The organism is Chromohalobacter moromii (genome assembly GCF_023091865.1).
Classification (GTDB): Bacteria; Pseudomonadota; Gammaproteobacteria; order Pseudomonadales; family Halomonadaceae; genus Chromohalobacter; species Chromohalobacter moromii.
The window spans coordinates 153,579-169,273 of sequence record NZ_JAHXDI010000001.1 but is presented as its reverse complement, the minus strand read 5'-3'; the positions used below and the strand labels follow the sequence as shown (position 1 = coordinate 169,273).

16 protein-coding genes are annotated in these 15,695 nt (G+C 62.6%); 4 read left to right on the top strand and 12 right to left on the bottom strand.

Going from position 1 to position 15,695, the window contains the following annotated elements; translation table 11 throughout:
• Positions 1-96: 96 nt before the first annotated feature.
• Positions 97-1,053: a LysR family transcriptional regulator gene (locus KZO83_RS00775; protein ID WP_247619398.1), complete on the bottom strand. Its 957-nt coding sequence runs from the start codon at positions 1,051-1,053 to the stop codon at positions 97-99.
• Positions 1,054-1,176: 123 nt separating this feature from the next.
• Between KZO83_RS00775 and KZO83_RS16305 the strand changes: the two genes are divergently transcribed.
• Entirely contained in the window at positions 1,177-1,299 is a 123-nt protein-coding gene (locus KZO83_RS16305; RefSeq protein WP_257125191.1) for a hypothetical protein, read from the top strand.
• Positions 1,300-1,402: 103 nt separating this feature from the next.
• Here KZO83_RS16305 and KZO83_RS00770 read toward each other — a convergent pair whose 3' ends face one another.
• The 3 genes from KZO83_RS00770 to KZO83_RS00760 form a co-directional block, all read right to left on the bottom strand.
• Positions 1,403-1,939, bottom strand: a complete 537-nt coding sequence (locus KZO83_RS00770) for a carboxypeptidase regulatory-like domain-containing protein (RefSeq protein WP_247619397.1) — start codon at positions 1,937-1,939, stop codon at positions 1,403-1,405.
• Positions 1,940-1,965: 26 nt separating this feature from the next.
• Complete coding sequence (locus KZO83_RS00765; RefSeq protein ID WP_247619396.1) at positions 1,966-2,592, bottom strand: YbhB/YbcL family Raf kinase inhibitor-like protein; 627 nt, start codon at positions 2,590-2,592, stop codon at positions 1,966-1,968.
• Between the two features lie 106 nt (positions 2,593-2,698).
• Complete coding sequence (locus KZO83_RS00760) at positions 2,699-3,406, bottom strand: extensin-like domain-containing protein (protein ID WP_247619395.1); 708 nt, start codon at positions 3,404-3,406, stop codon at positions 2,699-2,701.
• Between the two features lie 125 nt (positions 3,407-3,531).
• Between KZO83_RS00760 and KZO83_RS00755 the strand changes: the two genes are divergently transcribed.
• Positions 3,532-3,960: a hypothetical protein gene (locus tag KZO83_RS00755; protein WP_247619394.1), complete on the top strand. Its 429-nt coding sequence runs from the start codon at positions 3,532-3,534 to the stop codon at positions 3,958-3,960.
• 299 nt (positions 3,961-4,259) lie between these two features.
• Here KZO83_RS00755 and KZO83_RS00750 read toward each other — a convergent pair whose 3' ends face one another.
• On the bottom strand, positions 4,260-5,894 hold the full coding sequence (locus tag KZO83_RS00750; RefSeq protein WP_247619393.1) for a BCCT family transporter: 1,635 nt from the start codon (positions 5,892-5,894) through the stop codon (positions 4,260-4,262).
• A 208-nt stretch (positions 5,895-6,102) separates the two neighbouring features.
• Between KZO83_RS00750 and KZO83_RS00745 the strand changes: the two genes are divergently transcribed.
• Both KZO83_RS00745 and KZO83_RS00740 read left to right on the top strand, forming a co-directional pair.
• On the top strand, positions 6,103-6,696 hold the full coding sequence (locus KZO83_RS00745; protein WP_247619392.1) for a YqaA family protein: 594 nt from the start codon (positions 6,103-6,105) through the stop codon (positions 6,694-6,696).
• 100 nt (positions 6,697-6,796) lie between these two features.
• Entirely contained in the window at positions 6,797-7,792 is a 996-nt protein-coding gene (locus tag KZO83_RS00740; RefSeq protein WP_247619391.1) for an LLM class flavin-dependent oxidoreductase, read from the top strand.
• Positions 7,793-7,872: 80 nt separating this feature from the next.
• On the opposite strand, the gene tal is transcribed toward KZO83_RS00740, so the two are convergent.
• From tal to KZO83_RS00705, 7 genes are read right to left on the bottom strand one after another with little or no spacing between them, the layout of a single operon-like run.
• Positions 7,873-8,823 (bottom strand): transaldolase, encoded by a 951-nt coding sequence (tal, locus tag KZO83_RS00735; RefSeq protein WP_011505953.1) that lies wholly within the window; start codon positions 8,821-8,823, stop codon positions 7,873-7,875.
• A gap of 39 nt (positions 8,824-8,862) precedes the next feature.
• On the bottom strand, positions 8,863-10,359 hold the full coding sequence (gene xylB / locus KZO83_RS00730) for a xylulokinase (RefSeq protein WP_247619390.1): 1,497 nt from the start codon (positions 10,357-10,359) through the stop codon (positions 8,863-8,865).
• A gap of 60 nt (positions 10,360-10,419) precedes the next feature.
• A complete protein-coding gene (locus tag KZO83_RS00725) occupies positions 10,420-11,913 on the bottom strand; it encodes a mannitol dehydrogenase family protein (RefSeq protein ID WP_247619389.1) in 1,494 nt (497 codons plus the stop codon).
• The gene (locus KZO83_RS00720) at positions 11,897-12,661 is read right to left on the bottom strand and encodes a nucleoside triphosphate hydrolase (protein WP_418904276.1); all 765 of its coding nucleotides are present in this window, start codon (positions 12,659-12,661) and stop codon (positions 11,897-11,899) included. The genes KZO83_RS00725 and KZO83_RS00720 overlap by 17 nt, the downstream gene beginning before the upstream one ends.
• A 15-nt stretch (positions 12,662-12,676) precedes the next feature.
• Positions 12,677-13,426 carry an SDR family oxidoreductase gene (locus KZO83_RS00715; RefSeq protein ID WP_178998548.1) on the bottom strand — a complete coding sequence of 250 codons (750 nt, stop codon included), beginning with the start codon at positions 13,424-13,426 and terminating at the stop codon, positions 12,677-12,679.
• A 23-nt stretch (positions 13,427-13,449) separates the two neighbouring features.
• On the bottom strand, positions 13,450-14,727 hold the full coding sequence (locus KZO83_RS00710; RefSeq protein WP_247619388.1) for a D-tagatose-bisphosphate aldolase, class II, non-catalytic subunit: 1,278 nt from the start codon (positions 14,725-14,727) through the stop codon (positions 13,450-13,452).
• Positions 14,724-15,695: a sugar kinase gene (locus tag KZO83_RS00705; RefSeq protein WP_247619387.1), complete on the bottom strand. Its 972-nt coding sequence runs from the start codon at positions 15,693-15,695 to the stop codon at positions 14,724-14,726. The genes KZO83_RS00710 and KZO83_RS00705 overlap by 4 nt, the downstream gene beginning before the upstream one ends.

Below are 15,695 nucleotides of genomic sequence, written 5' to 3'. Positions count from 1 at the left end.
GTTATCGGAACGCGACATGACTCGCGTATTGATCGGCCGTTGATTTCAGCGGCTCTCTATGACGCTAATCGTTGCGATGTTGACCTTTCAAGCGCTCTAGCGTTGCCTTAAAGGCAACATGCGTGCATCCAAGACGCGCGGGGCGTCGGCGCTGAAGAAACGCATGCTATATCGCAAGTGTTCAATGAACGCTTGGGCTGCCACCGTCAAAGGCCGCTCGACCTGACTGACAATGCGTGCCTGCGCCTGGCACAGGACCTCTGCATCAACCTCGCGTGTGACAATGCTTCCTTCGTGAATCTCTTCCAGAACGCTGAGTTCGGGCATGAACGTCACTCCCAAACCGGAACGCACGAAGTTCTTGAGCACCGACACCGAGTTGGTTTTCATACGCGGTCGATAAGACAGCTTGGCCGTCCGCAATGCCATATCGACCAACTGCCCCATTCCGGTCTGCCCATCGATCAGCGCTAAGGAATGCGCACCGATCTCGGCTAACGTCAGCGGCGCCGTCGTGCGGGCCAATGCGTGTTCCGCGGGCACGATCAGATCCAGCGGTTGGCACCGATCGACATGCGACACCAAACGGTGATCGTCGGGCGGCGCGTACAGCAATGCCAGATCGACTCCCCCTTCCTCGACCAACGCCATCGCGTCGGTGAGCCCGGCCATGTGCACTTCGATCTCCAATCCCGGATAGGTGGCCAAAAAGTTCTGCAAGGGCGCCGAGACCAAGTCCGCTATGAATCCTTCGCCGACGGCGATGTGTACCTCGCCGTGTTCCAGATTCTGCATTGCTTGCAACTGGGAAAGTGTCGCCCGCTCGGCAGCGCGCCTATCGCGATAGTGACGCAGCATCAATTCACCGGCGGGGGTCAGACCAAGCCGTGGGGAACGTACCAGTAGTATGGAATCCAGTTCTTCCTCGAGGGCCCGCAGTTGTCTACTCAGCGCCGAGGGATTGACCTCCAGATGGGAGGCGGCTCGGCGTAGCGAGCCATAGCGAACGACGGCATCGAGATATTCAAGCGCACGAGATTTGAACGGAGTCATGGCAAGCTCGGTCAACAGTCAGATAAACAGGTCATTATCATACGAACGGCCATGGGGGATAAGATTGATTCCAATCCGCAACCGGCGTAGCGTGAAGGCGTCGAATTCACAGGAGACTTGATCATGGCGGAAGCCAAGAGTGTCATCAAACGTGTCTACGTTCCTACCTATGTCCGCGATCTGCCCAATGGCGAACGCGTGACGGTGCCCGGACACTACAAGAAGACACCCACGCACTCGAGCTGACGTCAGTGATCGGGGCACGCCTCGCCCTTGCGTGGGCAAGGAACGAACCATGAACGCCCTGCCAACCGGCAGGGCGTTTGTCATTGGGCTCATACCTCATGCGTCAGCGGCTCAGATCGACCTCTCGCGTCTGACCGGCGCCGATCTCTATTTGCTTCAGAATCAGTGGGCTGCGTGAGCCATCCGGCAGGCGCACACTTCCGGCCACATAGAAGACCCCTGCGGGGATACCGGTAGCCTCGAAATAGCCGTTGTCGTTGGTCTTGGCGTAATGCGTGTATTCACGGGCACGTGGGTCCGCAGGCTCGATGCGCTTACCCGCCAGCGCGGCTTCGGCAGCCTCGGCGGAATAGCGCGTAGCCGGGGCGATCGACACGGTTTCGTTTTTGCCCACCAGCGTGCCGGCGGACGAGGACATGTAACGCAATCGCCCTTTGACGACAGCAGATCCATGCTTATCCAGCTTGGCGTATTCCTCGGCGGGAAACGCAACTTGACGTTCCACGGCGCCCGCCGGCGAGCCTTCGCCGGCTTCCTCGATCTCGACGGGCTGTGTCGGTCCTCCCGTCGGCAGCATTTCACAGCCACTCAGCGCCAGCCCCACCAGGGCCAGCCACCATCCCGTGCGTCTATGTCTCATTCCATGAGTCACCTTTGTGAACGAGCTTAACGTGCAAGCTCGGGGTTGAGCGTGTAAGTACCCATCACGCTGGATTGCTCCAGGACCCGCCCTTGCATGGCTTCGAGCACTTCATCGCCAGTGAACTCGCCCTGTAACCCCAGCGACGCGACATCCAGGGCATAGATGGTGAAGTGATAGCGATGTACCCGAGCGTCATTCCACGGGGGGCAAGGCCCATCGTAGCCCCCATAGATACCTTCGAGCTGTTCGTCATCGATGAAGAAGTCCGTGTAACTGTTGATCCCGCGTACGCCCTTACCGGTCTCCCCCGGTGCCTTGCCCATGGCCACGACACCGTCGGCATCTTCGCCTTCGTCGATGCCGCTCACCTCCACGGGGATATCGATCAAAACCCAGTGGTAGAAATCGGCGCGCGGCAGATCGGCTGACACGCTGCGACCTTCCTGGTTGACGTCGCTAGGATCCGTAGGCGCGTCCACATCGACCACCAACAGCGCGAGGCTACGCGTCCCGGCGGGCACATCGTGCCAGTGAACATGCGGGTTGCGGTTGTCGCTGAAACGCAGGTGTTGCTCGGGATCGGGAACGGCGAACGCGAAGCGTTCGGGAATAGGTTCACCGTCGATGATGTCCTGCACGTCGATGCGCATGCGGGTGCCTCCTGGTAGTCCGTGGTGAAGAAGATGACGGCCTTCAGTTTGGCACATCCATGAGGTGATGCGCATAGGACGAACGGCGCGCCCATGCGCGATGTCACTAGTGACACAATGAGATGCCGCGCATGCCAAAATGGAAATGGTTGGCATGCGCGGCATTGTAGTCCGGCCCCAGGGTCGTCCCGAACACATCGCAAGCGCCGTCGCGCACGCGATGCAGGAACTTCGCCGCGTCATCGTTACCCTCCCAGTCCTCGAGCACGGACACTCGGCGTCCGTCTGCTATCCGAAAGGCCGCCACATCGAGCGCTTCAGCAGTAGCATGGTCGCTGCGGCGAGCGTTGTCGCGGTGATAGATATTGCGGCACGCAAAGCTTCCTAGATGACGTACCGATTCCACCGGCTCACCGAACACCTCCCGCGCAACCGGCTGAAGGCGTTGATGCTCGAACAACGACCAGGCCACCGCCAACGGACAGCTGGCCACGAAGCTGGCATTGAAACCGACGCCGGTATGGCGCACGCGCACCACGTTTTTAAGCGGACAGCCAGCAACGGGGGTGTAATCCGCCAGCGGCGTGTACGTCAGCGTTCCGGCAGGCGCGGAGTCGAGAACATTACGGCATGCCTGGCGATTCCCCTTGAGCCGGCGCAACTTCCACTGTGTGACGGGGGTCAACGGGTCTTCGATGTGCAAGGGCTGAAAGGGGTTCCAGGCACGAGGGACTGTCCAGACGCCTTTATCCAGGGCGATACCCGCAGCAATCACGGCGCAACTCAACGCGAGGAAGGCAAACGACGGTTTCATGGCGCTCCCGGAATGATGCAAGGCCTACAGTGTAGAGAACCCCAGCGATCATATGGCGATCATCATGTGAGGCATATGAATTTGACCGATACTGGATGTACCCTCGATCTGAAAGGAGAACCGTCATGCCACGCTGGATTCCACTCGCCTTCATCGCTGGCTTTTTCGCCGTGCTTTGCTTCCATCAGCCCATGGCTGGCTTGTTGCACGCCTACGCCATCGTGCCATTTGCACCCTATGGCATGACAGCCGTACCGCCCCTGGGTATTCCTCAGTGGCTGTCGGCAAGCTTCTGGGGCGGTGTATGGGGTATCGTCATGCTATGGATATTCACACGTTTCCACGTCACGACCGGGCTGTGGTGGAAAAGCGTATTGTTCGGCGGTATCGCCTTGACACTCGTGGCGCTGTTCATCGTCTTTCCGCTCAAGGGGCGCGGCCTCAACCTCTCCGGATTCCCCATTGGCTTCCTGGTCAATGGCGCCTGGGGGATGGGCATCTGGGTCTTCGCGCGCTGTTTCGGACTCTGGAGAGTCTCACCACGGTCAACATGATCAGCCCCACAACAAGGTGACCAGCAACGCCGATACGCCCACGATCAACGCAGTGAGTACGGCGATGCTCACCAGCCGATTCAACCATTCATCGACGCTGCCCCGGCGACGCACGGGGCCTCGTCTCTGGCGGCGAGTGGCACCTTGACCTCGCCGTCTACCTGCTTTGACCACTTGGGGCATTCCTCACTCCGTGCATGCAATATTGCTTTACCATAAGAGGTGACGCGCGTTTCCACCATCGCCAACCTATAACGCCCGGCCAAAGCCGGGCGTTATAGGTGTCGTCATGTGACGTATTATCCGCCTTCACGCGTATTGATACGCCGGTTGACCACATTTGGGGCGCGACGATACCGCTCGGCATCGGCCAATGTTTCGGCTTCAAAGGCGTCGGCGCCGACCGGGGTCTCACCGTGACGATGGTACAGTGAAGTCAGCATCGCCTTGCGGTCCGCCCGCAACTCCTTGATCAAGACGATAATCATGCCATAGAGAATAAAGGTGAATGGCAAGGCTGCCAGCACCGCGGCGGATTGCAGACCGTTCAAACCTCCCGCCACTAACAAGGTGAGACATATCGCGGCGATCAACACGCCCCAGATAATCCGCTTCACCAAGGGCGGATTCAGCGAGCCGCCATCAGTCATCTGCGAGACGATATACGTCGCCGAGTCTGCGGACGTCACCAGGAAGATGAAGATCAAAAACAGCGCCACGACAGAAAGAACGTTGGAGAAGGGCATCAAGTTGAACATCTGAAACAACGCTACGGTGATGTTGTCAGCGGTTGCCGACGCCAGCCCGACATCGCCGGTCAACTCCATATTGAGCGCCGCCCCACCGAAGACGCCGATCCACAGGCAGGCTAGCAGCGGCGGCACGAACAAGACGCCGAACACATATTCCTTGATGGTCCGCCCGCGCGAGACACGCGCCACGAAGGTCCCCACGAAGGGTGACCAGGCAATGACCCAAGCCCAGTAGAAAATCGTCCAATTGCTCGCCCAAGTGTTATCGCTATACGGCGCAATACGCAGACTCATACCCACGATATGTTGCAGGTAATCGCCGATGCCTAGCGTGATGGTTTCGAGAATGGCCACGGTCGGACCAGTGAACAACACGTAGAACATAAGCGCGAAGCACAGCGCCATGTTGAGGTTGGAGAGGCGCTTGATCCCCTTATCCAGCCCCGACCAAGTGGACGCCATATAACACAAGAACATGGCGCCCATGATGATGAATTGCCACTTGATACCTTCTTCGACACCGAATACTTCATGTAGGCCACCGTTGATCTGCAACACCGCTAGGCCGATGGAGGTCGCTACCCCCATCACGGTCGCGACCACGGCGAATACATCCAGTGCCGGCCCCGCTCTGCGCAACTTGGGACGCTTGGCGGTCATGCTCGAAAGCACGTTGGACACCAGTCCCGCCTGCCCCTTGCGGAACTGGTAATAGGCAATGATCAACCCAACCACCGAGAACGCCGCCCACTGGTGAATGCCCCAATTGAAGAAGCTATATTGAATGGCATAGCGTGCCGCTTCCTCGGTGCCGCCTTCCATGTCACCGTAAGGCGGTTCGAGAAAGTGTGTCATCGGCTCGGCCATGCCATAAAATACTAGCCCGACGCCAAATCCCGCCGCCAGTAGCATGCTGATCCACGAGAAAAAGCTGTAAGAGGGCGAGCTGTCCTGAGGACCCAGACGGATTTTGCCGTACTTGCTGAAGGCCAGCGTCAACAGGAACACCACGAACCCGAAGACCGAGAACAGGTAGAACCACCCAAAATAGTGTGAAATGGTTGATAATGCCGTCGATGCCGCCTCACCGAAGCCCTCGGGAAAGGCCGCACCAATGGCGACCAGAACCGCAACGATTAGGGCGGAGACGATAAATACGTATTGCCTTCCAATATTGGCCATGCAGCTATCCTCTTAGTCTCCGACGATACGGCGCCTCATGCACCTCCCGGGTTCTTATCACCGAGCTCGGCACAACTTCAATGACCCAGAGAATCAAAGCTCGGTGCATGAGACCAATCGACAATGATGGCAAAACCAACGCTGCACGACCATAACCGCAATTTATATTTAAGTATATCAACCATTAAACTTCATTAAAGAGCCTGTTATGCCGCCAACGAACCGCCTGGCGTCCGCCACCGCTTGGCTTGAGCGTCTTTCGCATTCACGGCACGCCTTGTCGCTGTTGTTTTTCGCTTCGATGCTGGAAACCCTGCTGGTACCGATTCCCATCGAAACCATCCTGATTCCCTGGATGCTGGCCCAGCCGCAGCGCAAATGGCGCCTGGCAAGCGTAGCGCTGGCCGGCAACTTGGCCGCTGCCTGCATCGGCTATGCCCTAGGGGCCTGGGCATTGAATACCTGGGGAGCGACGCTCATTCCTTTATTCGGAGGTCAAGACGCCTATGCCGCCTTTCAAGCGCGCATGGCCAGCGACGGCTTTATGGCCGTGCTCGCGGTGGGCGTCATCCCCATCCCCTTCCAGATCGCCATGCTCGCTGCCGGCTCCAGCGGCTACCCATTTCCGTTTTTCCTGTTGGCCGCCTTGATGGCCCGTGGCGTGCGTTATTTCGGCCTCGCCTTGCTGGTGCATCTCGCCGGCGACGCCGCCCTGTCATTGTGGCGGCGCCACGCACGCCCCATCGGCGTGCTGGGCATTGCGCTCTTTGGTATCTGGGCTTGGGCTCAGTTAGCGCCATAAGCAAGTTTCGGAAGCCCTCTTGCCTTGAGTTATGCCCTCGCCATCCCAACAGAAGGGAAATATTGAGGATGCTAACGTTCACCCTATCCAAGAGGCCATCATGAGCCGACTCTCGCAAATACCGCTATCCGTGCTCGATCTCGCACCGATCTCGCATGACGGCACGCCCGCCGAGACCTTCGAGCGCACGGTCGATCTTGCTCAGCTCACCGACACTCTGGGCTACAACCGCTATTGGCTCGCCGAGCATCACAACATCGACGGCATCGCCAGCGCCGCCACGTCCTTGCTCATCGGTCATGTCGCCAGCAAGACGCAACGTATCCGCGTGGGCAGTGGTGGCATCATGCTGCCCAACCACCCACCGCTGGTGGTCGCCGAACAGTTCGGCACGCTGGAAACGCTCTATCCCGGTCGTATCGATCTCGGTCTGGGACGCGCGCCCGGCTCCGACGGCGTGACCATGCAGGCCATGCGTCGCAATCCTCGCGCCGGCGTGAATGACTTCCCCGACCGCCTGGCCGAACTACGCGGCTACCTGGGCGATGCCCGGCCCGATCAGCGCGTCAAGGCGATTCCCGGTCAGGGCACGCATGTACCGCTCTGGCTGCTCGGCTCCAGCGACTTCAGCGCGCGCCTGGCCGCACAGCTCGGCCTACCGTTCGTCTTCGCCGGCCAGTTCGCGCCGGGCTACATGCTCGAGGCCATCCAGCTCTATCGGCAGATGTTCCAGCCCTCCGACGTGCTGGACGCGCCCTATGTGATGCTAGGCATCCCACTGGTCGCCGCCGACAGCGACGCCCATGCGCAGTACCTGGCCACTACCCAGCAGCAGAAGTTTCTCAACCTTATTCGCGGCAAGAGCACGCGGACCCTGCCCCCGGTCGAGGCACTCGACTGGTCGCCACAGGAACGCGCCATGGTCAGCCAGAATCTCGGTGCCTCCATCGTCGGTGGCCCCGATACGATCCGCGATGAACTCGAGCGCTTCCTGGCGCATACTCAAGCCGACGAACTCATGATCAACGGTGATTTCTACGACCATGACGATCGACGTCGCTCGTACGAGATTCTCGCCGATGTCTGGAAAGGCTGAGTTTCACGTCACCCATCTACCCAAAAGCAAGAAGGCCGGCATTCGCCGGCCTTCTTGTCTTCACGCTACGCGATGGCACGTCATCCCAGGCGCGCGGCGAGCTTCTCCTCGAGGGTCGCCTGATCGTCGGCGAAGCGGCGAATGCCCTCGGCGAGCTTCTCCGTCGCCATGGCATCCTGATTGAGCCCCCAGCGGAACGCGGCTTCATCGATCGGCGCGAGGCGCTCGCTGGCGTCCCCGACATCGCTGATCTTGCGTTCGATGTCGCCTTCCTCACTCTCGAGCTCCTCGAGCAGTGCCGGTGAAATGGTCAGGCGATTGCAGCCGGCCAGCCCCAGGATCTGGCCCTTGGTACGGAAGCTGGCGCCCATGACCACGGTGTCGTAGCGGTAGCGGCTGGCGATATCGCAGACCTTGCGCACGAACACCACGCCCGGATCTTCTTCCGGCGTGTATTCCTGCCCGGTCTTCTGCTTGTACCAGTCGGTGACGCGGCCCACGAAGGGCGAGATCAGATACACCCCGGCGTCGAAGCAGGCCCGTGCCTGCGCCTCGGAAAACAGCAGCGTCAGATTGCACTGAATGCCTTCCTTCTCGAGCTGCTCGGCGGCGCGGATGCCTTCCCAGGTGGACGCCAGCTTGATCAGCACGCGCTCGCGGCCGATACCGCGCTGTTCGTAAAGCTCGATGAGACGATGTGCCTTCGCGATGCTCGCCTCGCGGTCGAAGGACAGCTTGGCGGCCACTTCCGTGGACACGCGCCCCGGAATGAGCTGCGTGATCTCGCTGCCCATGGCCACGGACAGACGGTCCACCGCCTCGTCGACACGGGCCTGGGGATCTGCGATATCGGCCTTGACCTGCGCCAGCGTCTCGTCGATCAGCGCTTGATAGCCGGGCAGCTCGAAGGCCTTGAGGATCAGCGAAGGATTTGTCGTGGCATCGTGCGGCTGATAGCGCTTGATCGCCTCGAGATCGCCGGTATCGGCGACCACCATCGAAAGTTGCTTGAGAGCCTCGAGTTGCGTCATGGCAAATGTCCTGTAACGAAAAGGGTCATGGGTCGCGTCTCATGGCGCGACGTCGTAGCGTTCGGCCAGCGCCTGACGGTAACGCTGGTAAAGTTCCTGATAACGGCGCACCGGTTCGCCACGCGGGCGGGTGAGGGTGTCGAGATCCACCTCGACGAGCCGTTCGGTGAGCGCCGACAGCGACTCGCCCGTCCCGCGTGACAGGGTATCGCACCATGCGGCCTGAATCGCCCCGCCCAGTGCGGCGGCTTCAGTGATGCGGGGACAGATCACGTCGACATCCAAGACATCGGCGACGATCTGGCGCCATACCGGACTCTTGGCGCCACCACCGACCAGACGCACTTGGCTGGCCCGGGATGCCAGATCGCCCAATCGCTCGAACCCATAGCGTAGCCCGAACGTCGTCCCTTCGACTACCGCTCGGCACAGATTGTCCCGCGTGGTATTGAGACTCGTCATGCCCACGAAACTGGCCGAGGCATGCGGCAATGCCGGCACGCGCTCGCCGTTGAAGAACGGCAAGGCCATCACGCCCTCGGCACCCAGCGGCGCCCTGGCCACGCACTCGCCAAAGGCTTCCAGATCGAGCCCCAGCAACTCGCGCACCTTGGTCGTCGCCGAGGTGACGTTCATGGTGCATATCAGCGGCAGCCAGCCACCGTGGCTGGCGCAGAAATTGGCGACCTGGGCGTCCTCCGCTTCCACCGGGGCGTCCGAATGGGCATACACGGTCCCCGAGGTGCCCAGGCTCAAGGTCACCATGCCGGGCGCGATGTTGCCGGTACCGATCGCCGCCATCATGTTGTCGCCGCCCCCGCTGGCCACCAGCACGTCATCGGCCAGCCCCAGCTCGCGGGCCAGGTCGGGACGCACCGTGCCCACCGGGTCGCGGGAGTCGATCAGACGAGGCAGCACCCGCGTCGGCGAGAGTTCCGGCGCCAGCGTCTCGAACACGTCGAGACGCCACTCGCGCGCTCGCGTGTCGAAATAGCCGGTGCCCGAGGCATCGCCGCATTCGGCGACGCGCTCGCCGGTGAGCCAGAAGTTGAGGTAATCGTGGGGCAGCAGCAAGGTGTCGATGCGCCGATACGCCTCGGGATGCGTCTCCCGCAGCCACGCCACCTTCGAGGCGGTGTAGCCGGTTTGCAGCACCAGGCCCAGCTTGTCCAGGCAGCCCTCGCGGCCACCGAGTTGCTCGATCAACGCCTCGTTGTGAAGCGCCGTCTCGGTATCGCACCACAGCTTCGCGGGGTGCAACGGAAGGCCGTCGGCGTCCAGGGCCACCATGCCGTGCTGCTGCCCCGAGACGCCGATGGCGCGTATCTCGCGCGCCTGGATGCCGGCCTTGGCGACCGCCTCGTGAAACGCCTCGGTCAAGGCGTGCGTCCACTCGTTCACGTCCTGTTCGCGTCGGCCGCCGTCACCTTCCATCAGATGATGCGGGCGGCTGGCCTCGCCCAGGATCGCCGCGCGCTGGACGTCGACGATCACCACCTTGGTGCTTTGCGTTCCACAATCCACGCCAACGTACATGCTCTCTCCTTGCGCTGCAGTGTATGGCCCGCATGGGGCAAGACCTCGAGTATCCGCTGCCTAGTCGCGTGATGCCATGTGACCCTCGACCACATCGCGCAGTGTCGCACGCGCGCCTGCGGTGTGCAGGCCATGCAGCGCATGCAGGTAAGCATCGCGGAAACGCGCGTCGCGTGCCAGCTCGCCGAACAAAGCATGCTGCTCGATGAATGCCGTTGGGTCGTCGCGATTGTCGGCGGCAACCGCCATCAAGCGCTCCTTTAGCCGATCGACGATCTCGATCGGTTGGCCTTGTTCATCGATTCCTTCAGCATAGCGCGCCCAGCTGGCGACCACGGCGGCGCTGCGGTGAATATCGCCGCCGCGCGCGAGCTGCTCGCGAATCACCGGCAGCAGCCACTTGGGAATGCGATCCGAGCTTTCTGCACAAAGCCGCGCCAGGGTGTCCTTGATCTCAGGGTTGGCGAAGCGTTCGATAAGGGTGTGCTTGTAGGCGTCAAGATCCACACCCGGCACCGGTGCCAACGTCGGCGTGGCCTCACGATTCATGTAATCGAGCAGGAAGTCGACGAACAGCGGATCCTGGCACACCTCATGGGCATAGCGGTAACCGGCAAGATACCCGAAGTAAGTCAGTGCCTGATGGCTGGCGTTGAGCAGGCGCAGCTTCATCAGTTCATAGGGCACGACGTCGTCGACCATCTGCACGTCGACTCGCTCATACGGCGGGCGCCCTTCGGGGAAACGATCCTCGAGAACCCATTGCGTAAAGGGCTCGCAGACCACTGGCCATTGGTCCTCGACGTCGAAACGCTCGACGAGCGCAGCGATATCATCAGGCGTCGTCACTGGCGTGATGCGATCGACCATGGCATTGGGAAAGCAGACCTCGGCCTCGACCCAAGCACCCAATTCGTCATCCAGTGCACGCGCATGGGCCGTGAACATTTTGCGGGCGACATCGCCATTGCCTTCGATGTTGTCGCAGGACATCACCGTGAACGGCGCGATACCGCGCTCGCGACGTCGCTTGAGCGCCGCGACGACTAGCCCGAAGGTGGTGCGTGGCGCCTCGGGCGTCGCCAGATCCTGGCGTACCTCGGGTGTCGTCAGATCATACTCGCCGGTGACGTGATCGACGTTGTAACCGCCTTCGGTCACCGTCAACGAAACGATGCGAATCGCCGGGTCGCTCATGGTCTCGATGACCACATCGGGGGCCTCGGGCGCGTACAGATAATCGACGATCGAGCCGATGACACGGGCGTCGTACTGCCCGTCGGGGTGCTTGACCATTAGCGTGTAGAGGTGATCCTGCGCCGCCAGAGCATCGCGCATGCGCACATCACCCGGCATCAACCCCACGCCGATGATCCCCCAGTCCAACGCCTCGCCACGGTTCATCAGCGTGTCTAGATACATCGCCTGATGGGCACGGTGGAACCCGCCGACACCGATGTGCACGATGCCCGGCGTCACGCTATCGCGATCGTAGGCGGGCACGGCTATATCGGATGCTAAATGTTGCAGGTTGTCGTTATTGAGTCGGGTCATGAAGGTCTCCTGCCGTAGACGGCGAATGCTTCGCCTGAGGGTCTTTAAAGGGTCGGTCGCTTGCGGACCAGTGCAGATCGGCGGCGACGGAGTCGGTCTTGATCAAGCGGGCATTGAGCATGTCCTTGTTACGCGCCCGGTCGAGCGCGCCGGCAGGATCCGCTCCCATCTCCCCCCAACGTTGGATGAGACGTGCTTCGAGCACGTCATCGGGAACGTCGATGAACAGCGTCATATCGAACAGGGGATGCAACTCACGCCAGGGGGCCTGGTCGAGCAACAGATAGTTGCCCTCGACGATGATCAACCGGTGCTGTGGCGTCACCAACCGGCCACCGGCACGGGCCAAATCCAGCGGTCGGTCGAACACCGGCACCGCCACGCTGCGCTCCGCGCGGCGTATACGCATCAGGTCGTGCTTGAGACCGTCACAGTCGAAGGTCTCGGGTGCGCCTTTGGTGGCGACCAGCCCCAAAGGCGCGAGCACGGCATTGTCGTAGTGATAGCCATCCATCGGGACCACCACGGCAAACGCCGATGACGTCTGCGGATCACGCGCCTCATGCAGCGCGTTGACCCGTTCGCAGAGCCGCTCGGTGAGCGTCGACTTACCCGCCGCCGGCGGACCGGCGATGGCCACCAGCGTGCGCCGTTCGCGTGAAGCGCTCGCCAGTAACCGCTCGGCCATGGCCTCGAGTGTCGGGGTCATCGGCAGGTCGTCGTCCGGAATGCCTTGCACGTCTTTCATGGCGTCACTCCGTCATCAGCACGCGGTATAACCACCGTCTACCCGTAAGTCGGCGCCATTGATCATCGCCGACTCGCGAGAAGCCAGGAACAATATGCTGTCGGCGATCTCGTCAGGGGTGGCGAAACGCCGGGTGGGAATCAGCGCCTTCATGCGCTCGCCCTTCTCCCCGGCCCAGCCGTAGCGCCCCAATTCGGTATCGACGACCGTCGGCGACACCGCGTTGGCGGTCACCCCGTGCGGCCCCCATTCCAGCGCCAGGGTGCGCGTCAGCCCCAGCACGCCGGACTTGCTGGCACAGTAGGCCAGGTGCCCTTCCAGGCCGACGCTGGCCGCCTGCGAGGCGAGATTGACGATGCGTCCGTAGCCGCGCTCGCGCATGCGCCGTCCCACCGCGCGGCAACACAGGAACACGCCGCGCAGGTTGACCGCCTGAGTGGCATCCCAAAGCGTGGCCTCCATCGACTCGGCGGGCGCCAGCGGGCCGATGCCGGCATTATTGACCAGTACGTCGATGTGGCCGAAGCGCTCGATGGCCTGGGTGACCATCGCCTCGACGGCGTCTTCCTCGCTGACATCGAGCACCGCGGCCAGGTGGGTGTCGCCGAGTGCCCGGGCGACCGCCTCGACCGTCTCGCTGCGGTCGGCCAGCACCAGATGCGCGCCGCTTGCCGCGAACCGCTCGGCGAGCTGTTTGCCGATGCCGTTGGCCGCCCCGGTGATCAACACCACGCTACCGCTGAAATCGAAGTGCAGTTGACGCATCGCCTCGCTCCCGCCGTTCAACGTCATTCGGGCAGGCAGGCCCGGGCATAGGCCGCGAGCACCTGCTGGATGTGCTGGCGCACCAGCGCGCGAGGCTCGGCCGCCAGGCGCCCCTCACGAATCGCCCGATAGCCGTCGGGCAGATATTGGCTGATCAGGGTCGGTGGCATCGGCCGGCGGCTCAGCGTGTCGAATAGCGCCTCGACGTTCGCCGCCACCTCCGGCCGCGTCCAGTAATAACGGATCCGATCGCTCAGGCTGTAGCGACGCGCAAAGCGTTGCTGCTCGACGTCGCCTTCGTAATAGGCCTGCCAGTAGCGGGGGGCGTCACGCATCGCCTGTTCGAGACTGGCACCGAGCGGCGGTGCGTCGATGCCCGGCGCCTCGGTGGCGATGGCCTCGAGCGCGAATAACGCCTCGCGCAACGCGAAGGTCAGCGCCGGCCCGACCTTGAGAATCGCGAAATGGCCGGCCACCAGCTCGGCATAGGCGGTAGGCGTCTGATAATCGGTGGAGTGCGCCTCGAAGACGATGTTCGGCCAGGCGGCGATGGCGCGGCTCAACGCGCGCGCCTCGCCCGGCACGAAGTCGACCACCTCGCTGTGACCGAACTCGACCCCTGGCTGGACGACCACGCCGCGCACCCGGGCCCAGGCATCCGCCAGCCCTTGAGTCTCGAACACGTCGTGATGAGTGGCGAGGGTACGTGCCAGGTCATCGGTGGTGGTCACCGCCACGCCGTCGAGGTGTTCATGGGCACCGCCCGGGGTGGGCACTTCGGTGCCGATCACGTAGCGCAGCTCGCCGCAGCGATCGCCGACGGCCTGCTCCGCGGCATGGCATAGCCGCGCGGCACGCGCTGCGACCTGCGCGTCATCGAGTGCCGTCGGGTCGTCGGCGCAAGGCATGCTGGCGTCCAGGTGCAGCTTGGTGAAGCCTGCTGCTGCGTAGGCCGCGACCAGTGCCTCGGCCTTGGCCATCGCCGTCTCGGCGGGCTGATCCTGCCACGGCGAGGGACCCAGATGATCCCCGCCCAGAATCAAGCGCCCGGCATCGAATCCGCATTCCTCGGCGATCGCCGCCACCCGGCCACGGAAGTCGGCCGGTGTCTGACCGGTATAGCCGCCCTCCTGATTGACCTGGTTGCAGGTCGCCTCGATCAACAGCGGCGAACCATCCTCGAGCGCCTGGTGAAACGCCGCCTCGAGCACCAATGGATGCGCAGAGCACACCGAATAGATACCGCGACGGCTGCCTTCGCGGTTGGCGGTGACGATAGGGTCGAGCAGATGATCGCTCATCGGGCACCTCCGTGGGATGCAATCAGGGCGTCGAGGGTGGCGCGGTCGCTGCATCCTTCCATGGGGCCGACACGCGTCACCGCGTGGGCGCCGGCGGCGCTGGCCAGCTGCAGGGCACGCTCGAGCGACTCGCCCGCCGCCAGCGCGGCCATCAGGGCGCCTCCGAAACAGTCGCCGGCCCCGGTGGGGTCGCGCTCATCGACGGGATACGCCGCCACGCGTCGGGGCGCGTGATCCGACGTGAAGGCCTCGCTGCCGCGCGCGGCACGCTTGAGTACCACCAGCGACATGCGCCGCTCGTCGAGCAGTCTCGCCACGGTCTCGGCCTCCGGCTCGCCATGGCTCAGCCAAGCAAGGTCCGCTTCGCTGGGCAGGAAGACATCGCAATCGTCGATGCGCGTCAGCACCGCCGCACGGGTCGCCGGGTCAGCCATCAATTCGGCACGAATATTGGGGTCGAAACTGATCCGGCCGCCACGCGCGCGAACCCGCGTCGCCAGACGGTCGATCAGTGCGATGGTCGCGGGTGAAGACAGCGACGAGCCCATCACATGCAGGTAGCGACAATCCGCCAGTCGCTCGAGCCCGGCATCGTCGACGTCGAGACGCGCCGCCGCGCTGTGCGTCAGATTGAAGATGAAGTCGCGGTCGCCATCGTCGCGATAACGCACGAAGGCAGTGCCGGTAGGGTAGTCGGCATCGCGCCCCACCGCCGCGGTATCGATGCCGTCGGCGGTCAACCGATCCAGGATCAGGTCGCCGAAGCCATCGCTGCCCACGCAGCCGGCATAGGCGACCCGCGCCCCCATGCGCGCCGCCTGGGAGGCGAAGATCGCCGGCGCACCGCTGGGAAACGGCCCCTGGAAACGTCCCGGCACGTCGAAACGCTGTCCGGGTCGCTCGGCGACGAATTCGGCGAGCAGCTCGCCGGCAGTGACGATATCGAAGCGATGCAGGTCTGCGCGCAT

Excerpts from the sequence above, each read along its gene's own strand:
- KZO83_RS00775 (WP_247619398.1), bottom strand. The coding sequence starts at position 1,053 with ATGACTCCGTTCAAATCTCGTGCGCTTGAATATCTCGATGCCGTCGTT.
- KZO83_RS16305 (WP_257125191.1), top strand. The coding sequence starts at position 1,177 with ATGGCGGAAGCCAAGAGTGTCATCAAACGTGTCTACGTTCCTACCTAT.
- KZO83_RS00770 (WP_247619397.1), bottom strand. The coding sequence starts at position 1,939 with ATGAGACATAGACGCACGGGATGGTGGCTGGCCCTGGTGGGGCTGGCG.
- KZO83_RS00765 (WP_247619396.1), bottom strand. The coding sequence starts at position 2,592 with ATGCGCATCGACGTGCAGGACATCATCGACGGTGAACCTATTCCCGAA.
- KZO83_RS00760 (WP_247619395.1), bottom strand. The coding sequence starts at position 3,406 with ATGAAACCGTCGTTTGCCTTCCTCGCGTTGAGTTGCGCCGTGATTGCT.
- KZO83_RS00755 (WP_247619394.1), top strand. The coding sequence starts at position 3,532 with ATGCCACGCTGGATTCCACTCGCCTTCATCGCTGGCTTTTTCGCCGTG.
- KZO83_RS00750 (WP_247619393.1), bottom strand. The coding sequence starts at position 5,894 with ATGGCCAATATTGGAAGGCAATACGTATTTATCGTCTCCGCCCTAATC.
- KZO83_RS00745 (WP_247619392.1), top strand. The coding sequence starts at position 6,103 with ATGCCGCCAACGAACCGCCTGGCGTCCGCCACCGCTTGGCTTGAGCGT.
- KZO83_RS00740 (WP_247619391.1), top strand. The coding sequence starts at position 6,797 with ATGAGCCGACTCTCGCAAATACCGCTATCCGTGCTCGATCTCGCACCG.
- tal (WP_011505953.1), bottom strand. The coding sequence starts at position 8,823 with ATGACGCAACTCGAGGCTCTCAAGCAACTTTCGATGGTGGTCGCCGAT.
- xylB (WP_247619390.1), bottom strand. The coding sequence starts at position 10,359 with ATGTACGTTGGCGTGGATTGTGGAACGCAAAGCACCAAGGTGGTGATC.
- KZO83_RS00725 (WP_247619389.1), bottom strand. The coding sequence starts at position 11,913 with ATGACCCGACTCAATAACGACAACCTGCAACATTTAGCATCCGATATA.
- KZO83_RS00720 (WP_418904276.1), bottom strand. The coding sequence starts at position 12,661 with ATGAAAGACGTGCAAGGCATTCCGGACGACGACCTGCCGATGACCCCG.
- KZO83_RS00715 (WP_178998548.1), bottom strand. The coding sequence starts at position 13,426 with ATGCGTCAACTGCACTTCGATTTCAGCGGTAGCGTGGTGTTGATCACC.
- KZO83_RS00710 (WP_247619388.1), bottom strand. The coding sequence starts at position 14,727 with ATGAGCGATCATCTGCTCGACCCTATCGTCACCGCCAACCGCGAAGGC.
- KZO83_RS00705 (WP_247619387.1), bottom strand. The coding sequence starts at position 15,695 with ATGCGCGCAGACCTGCATCGCTTCGATATCGTCACTGCCGGCGAGCTG.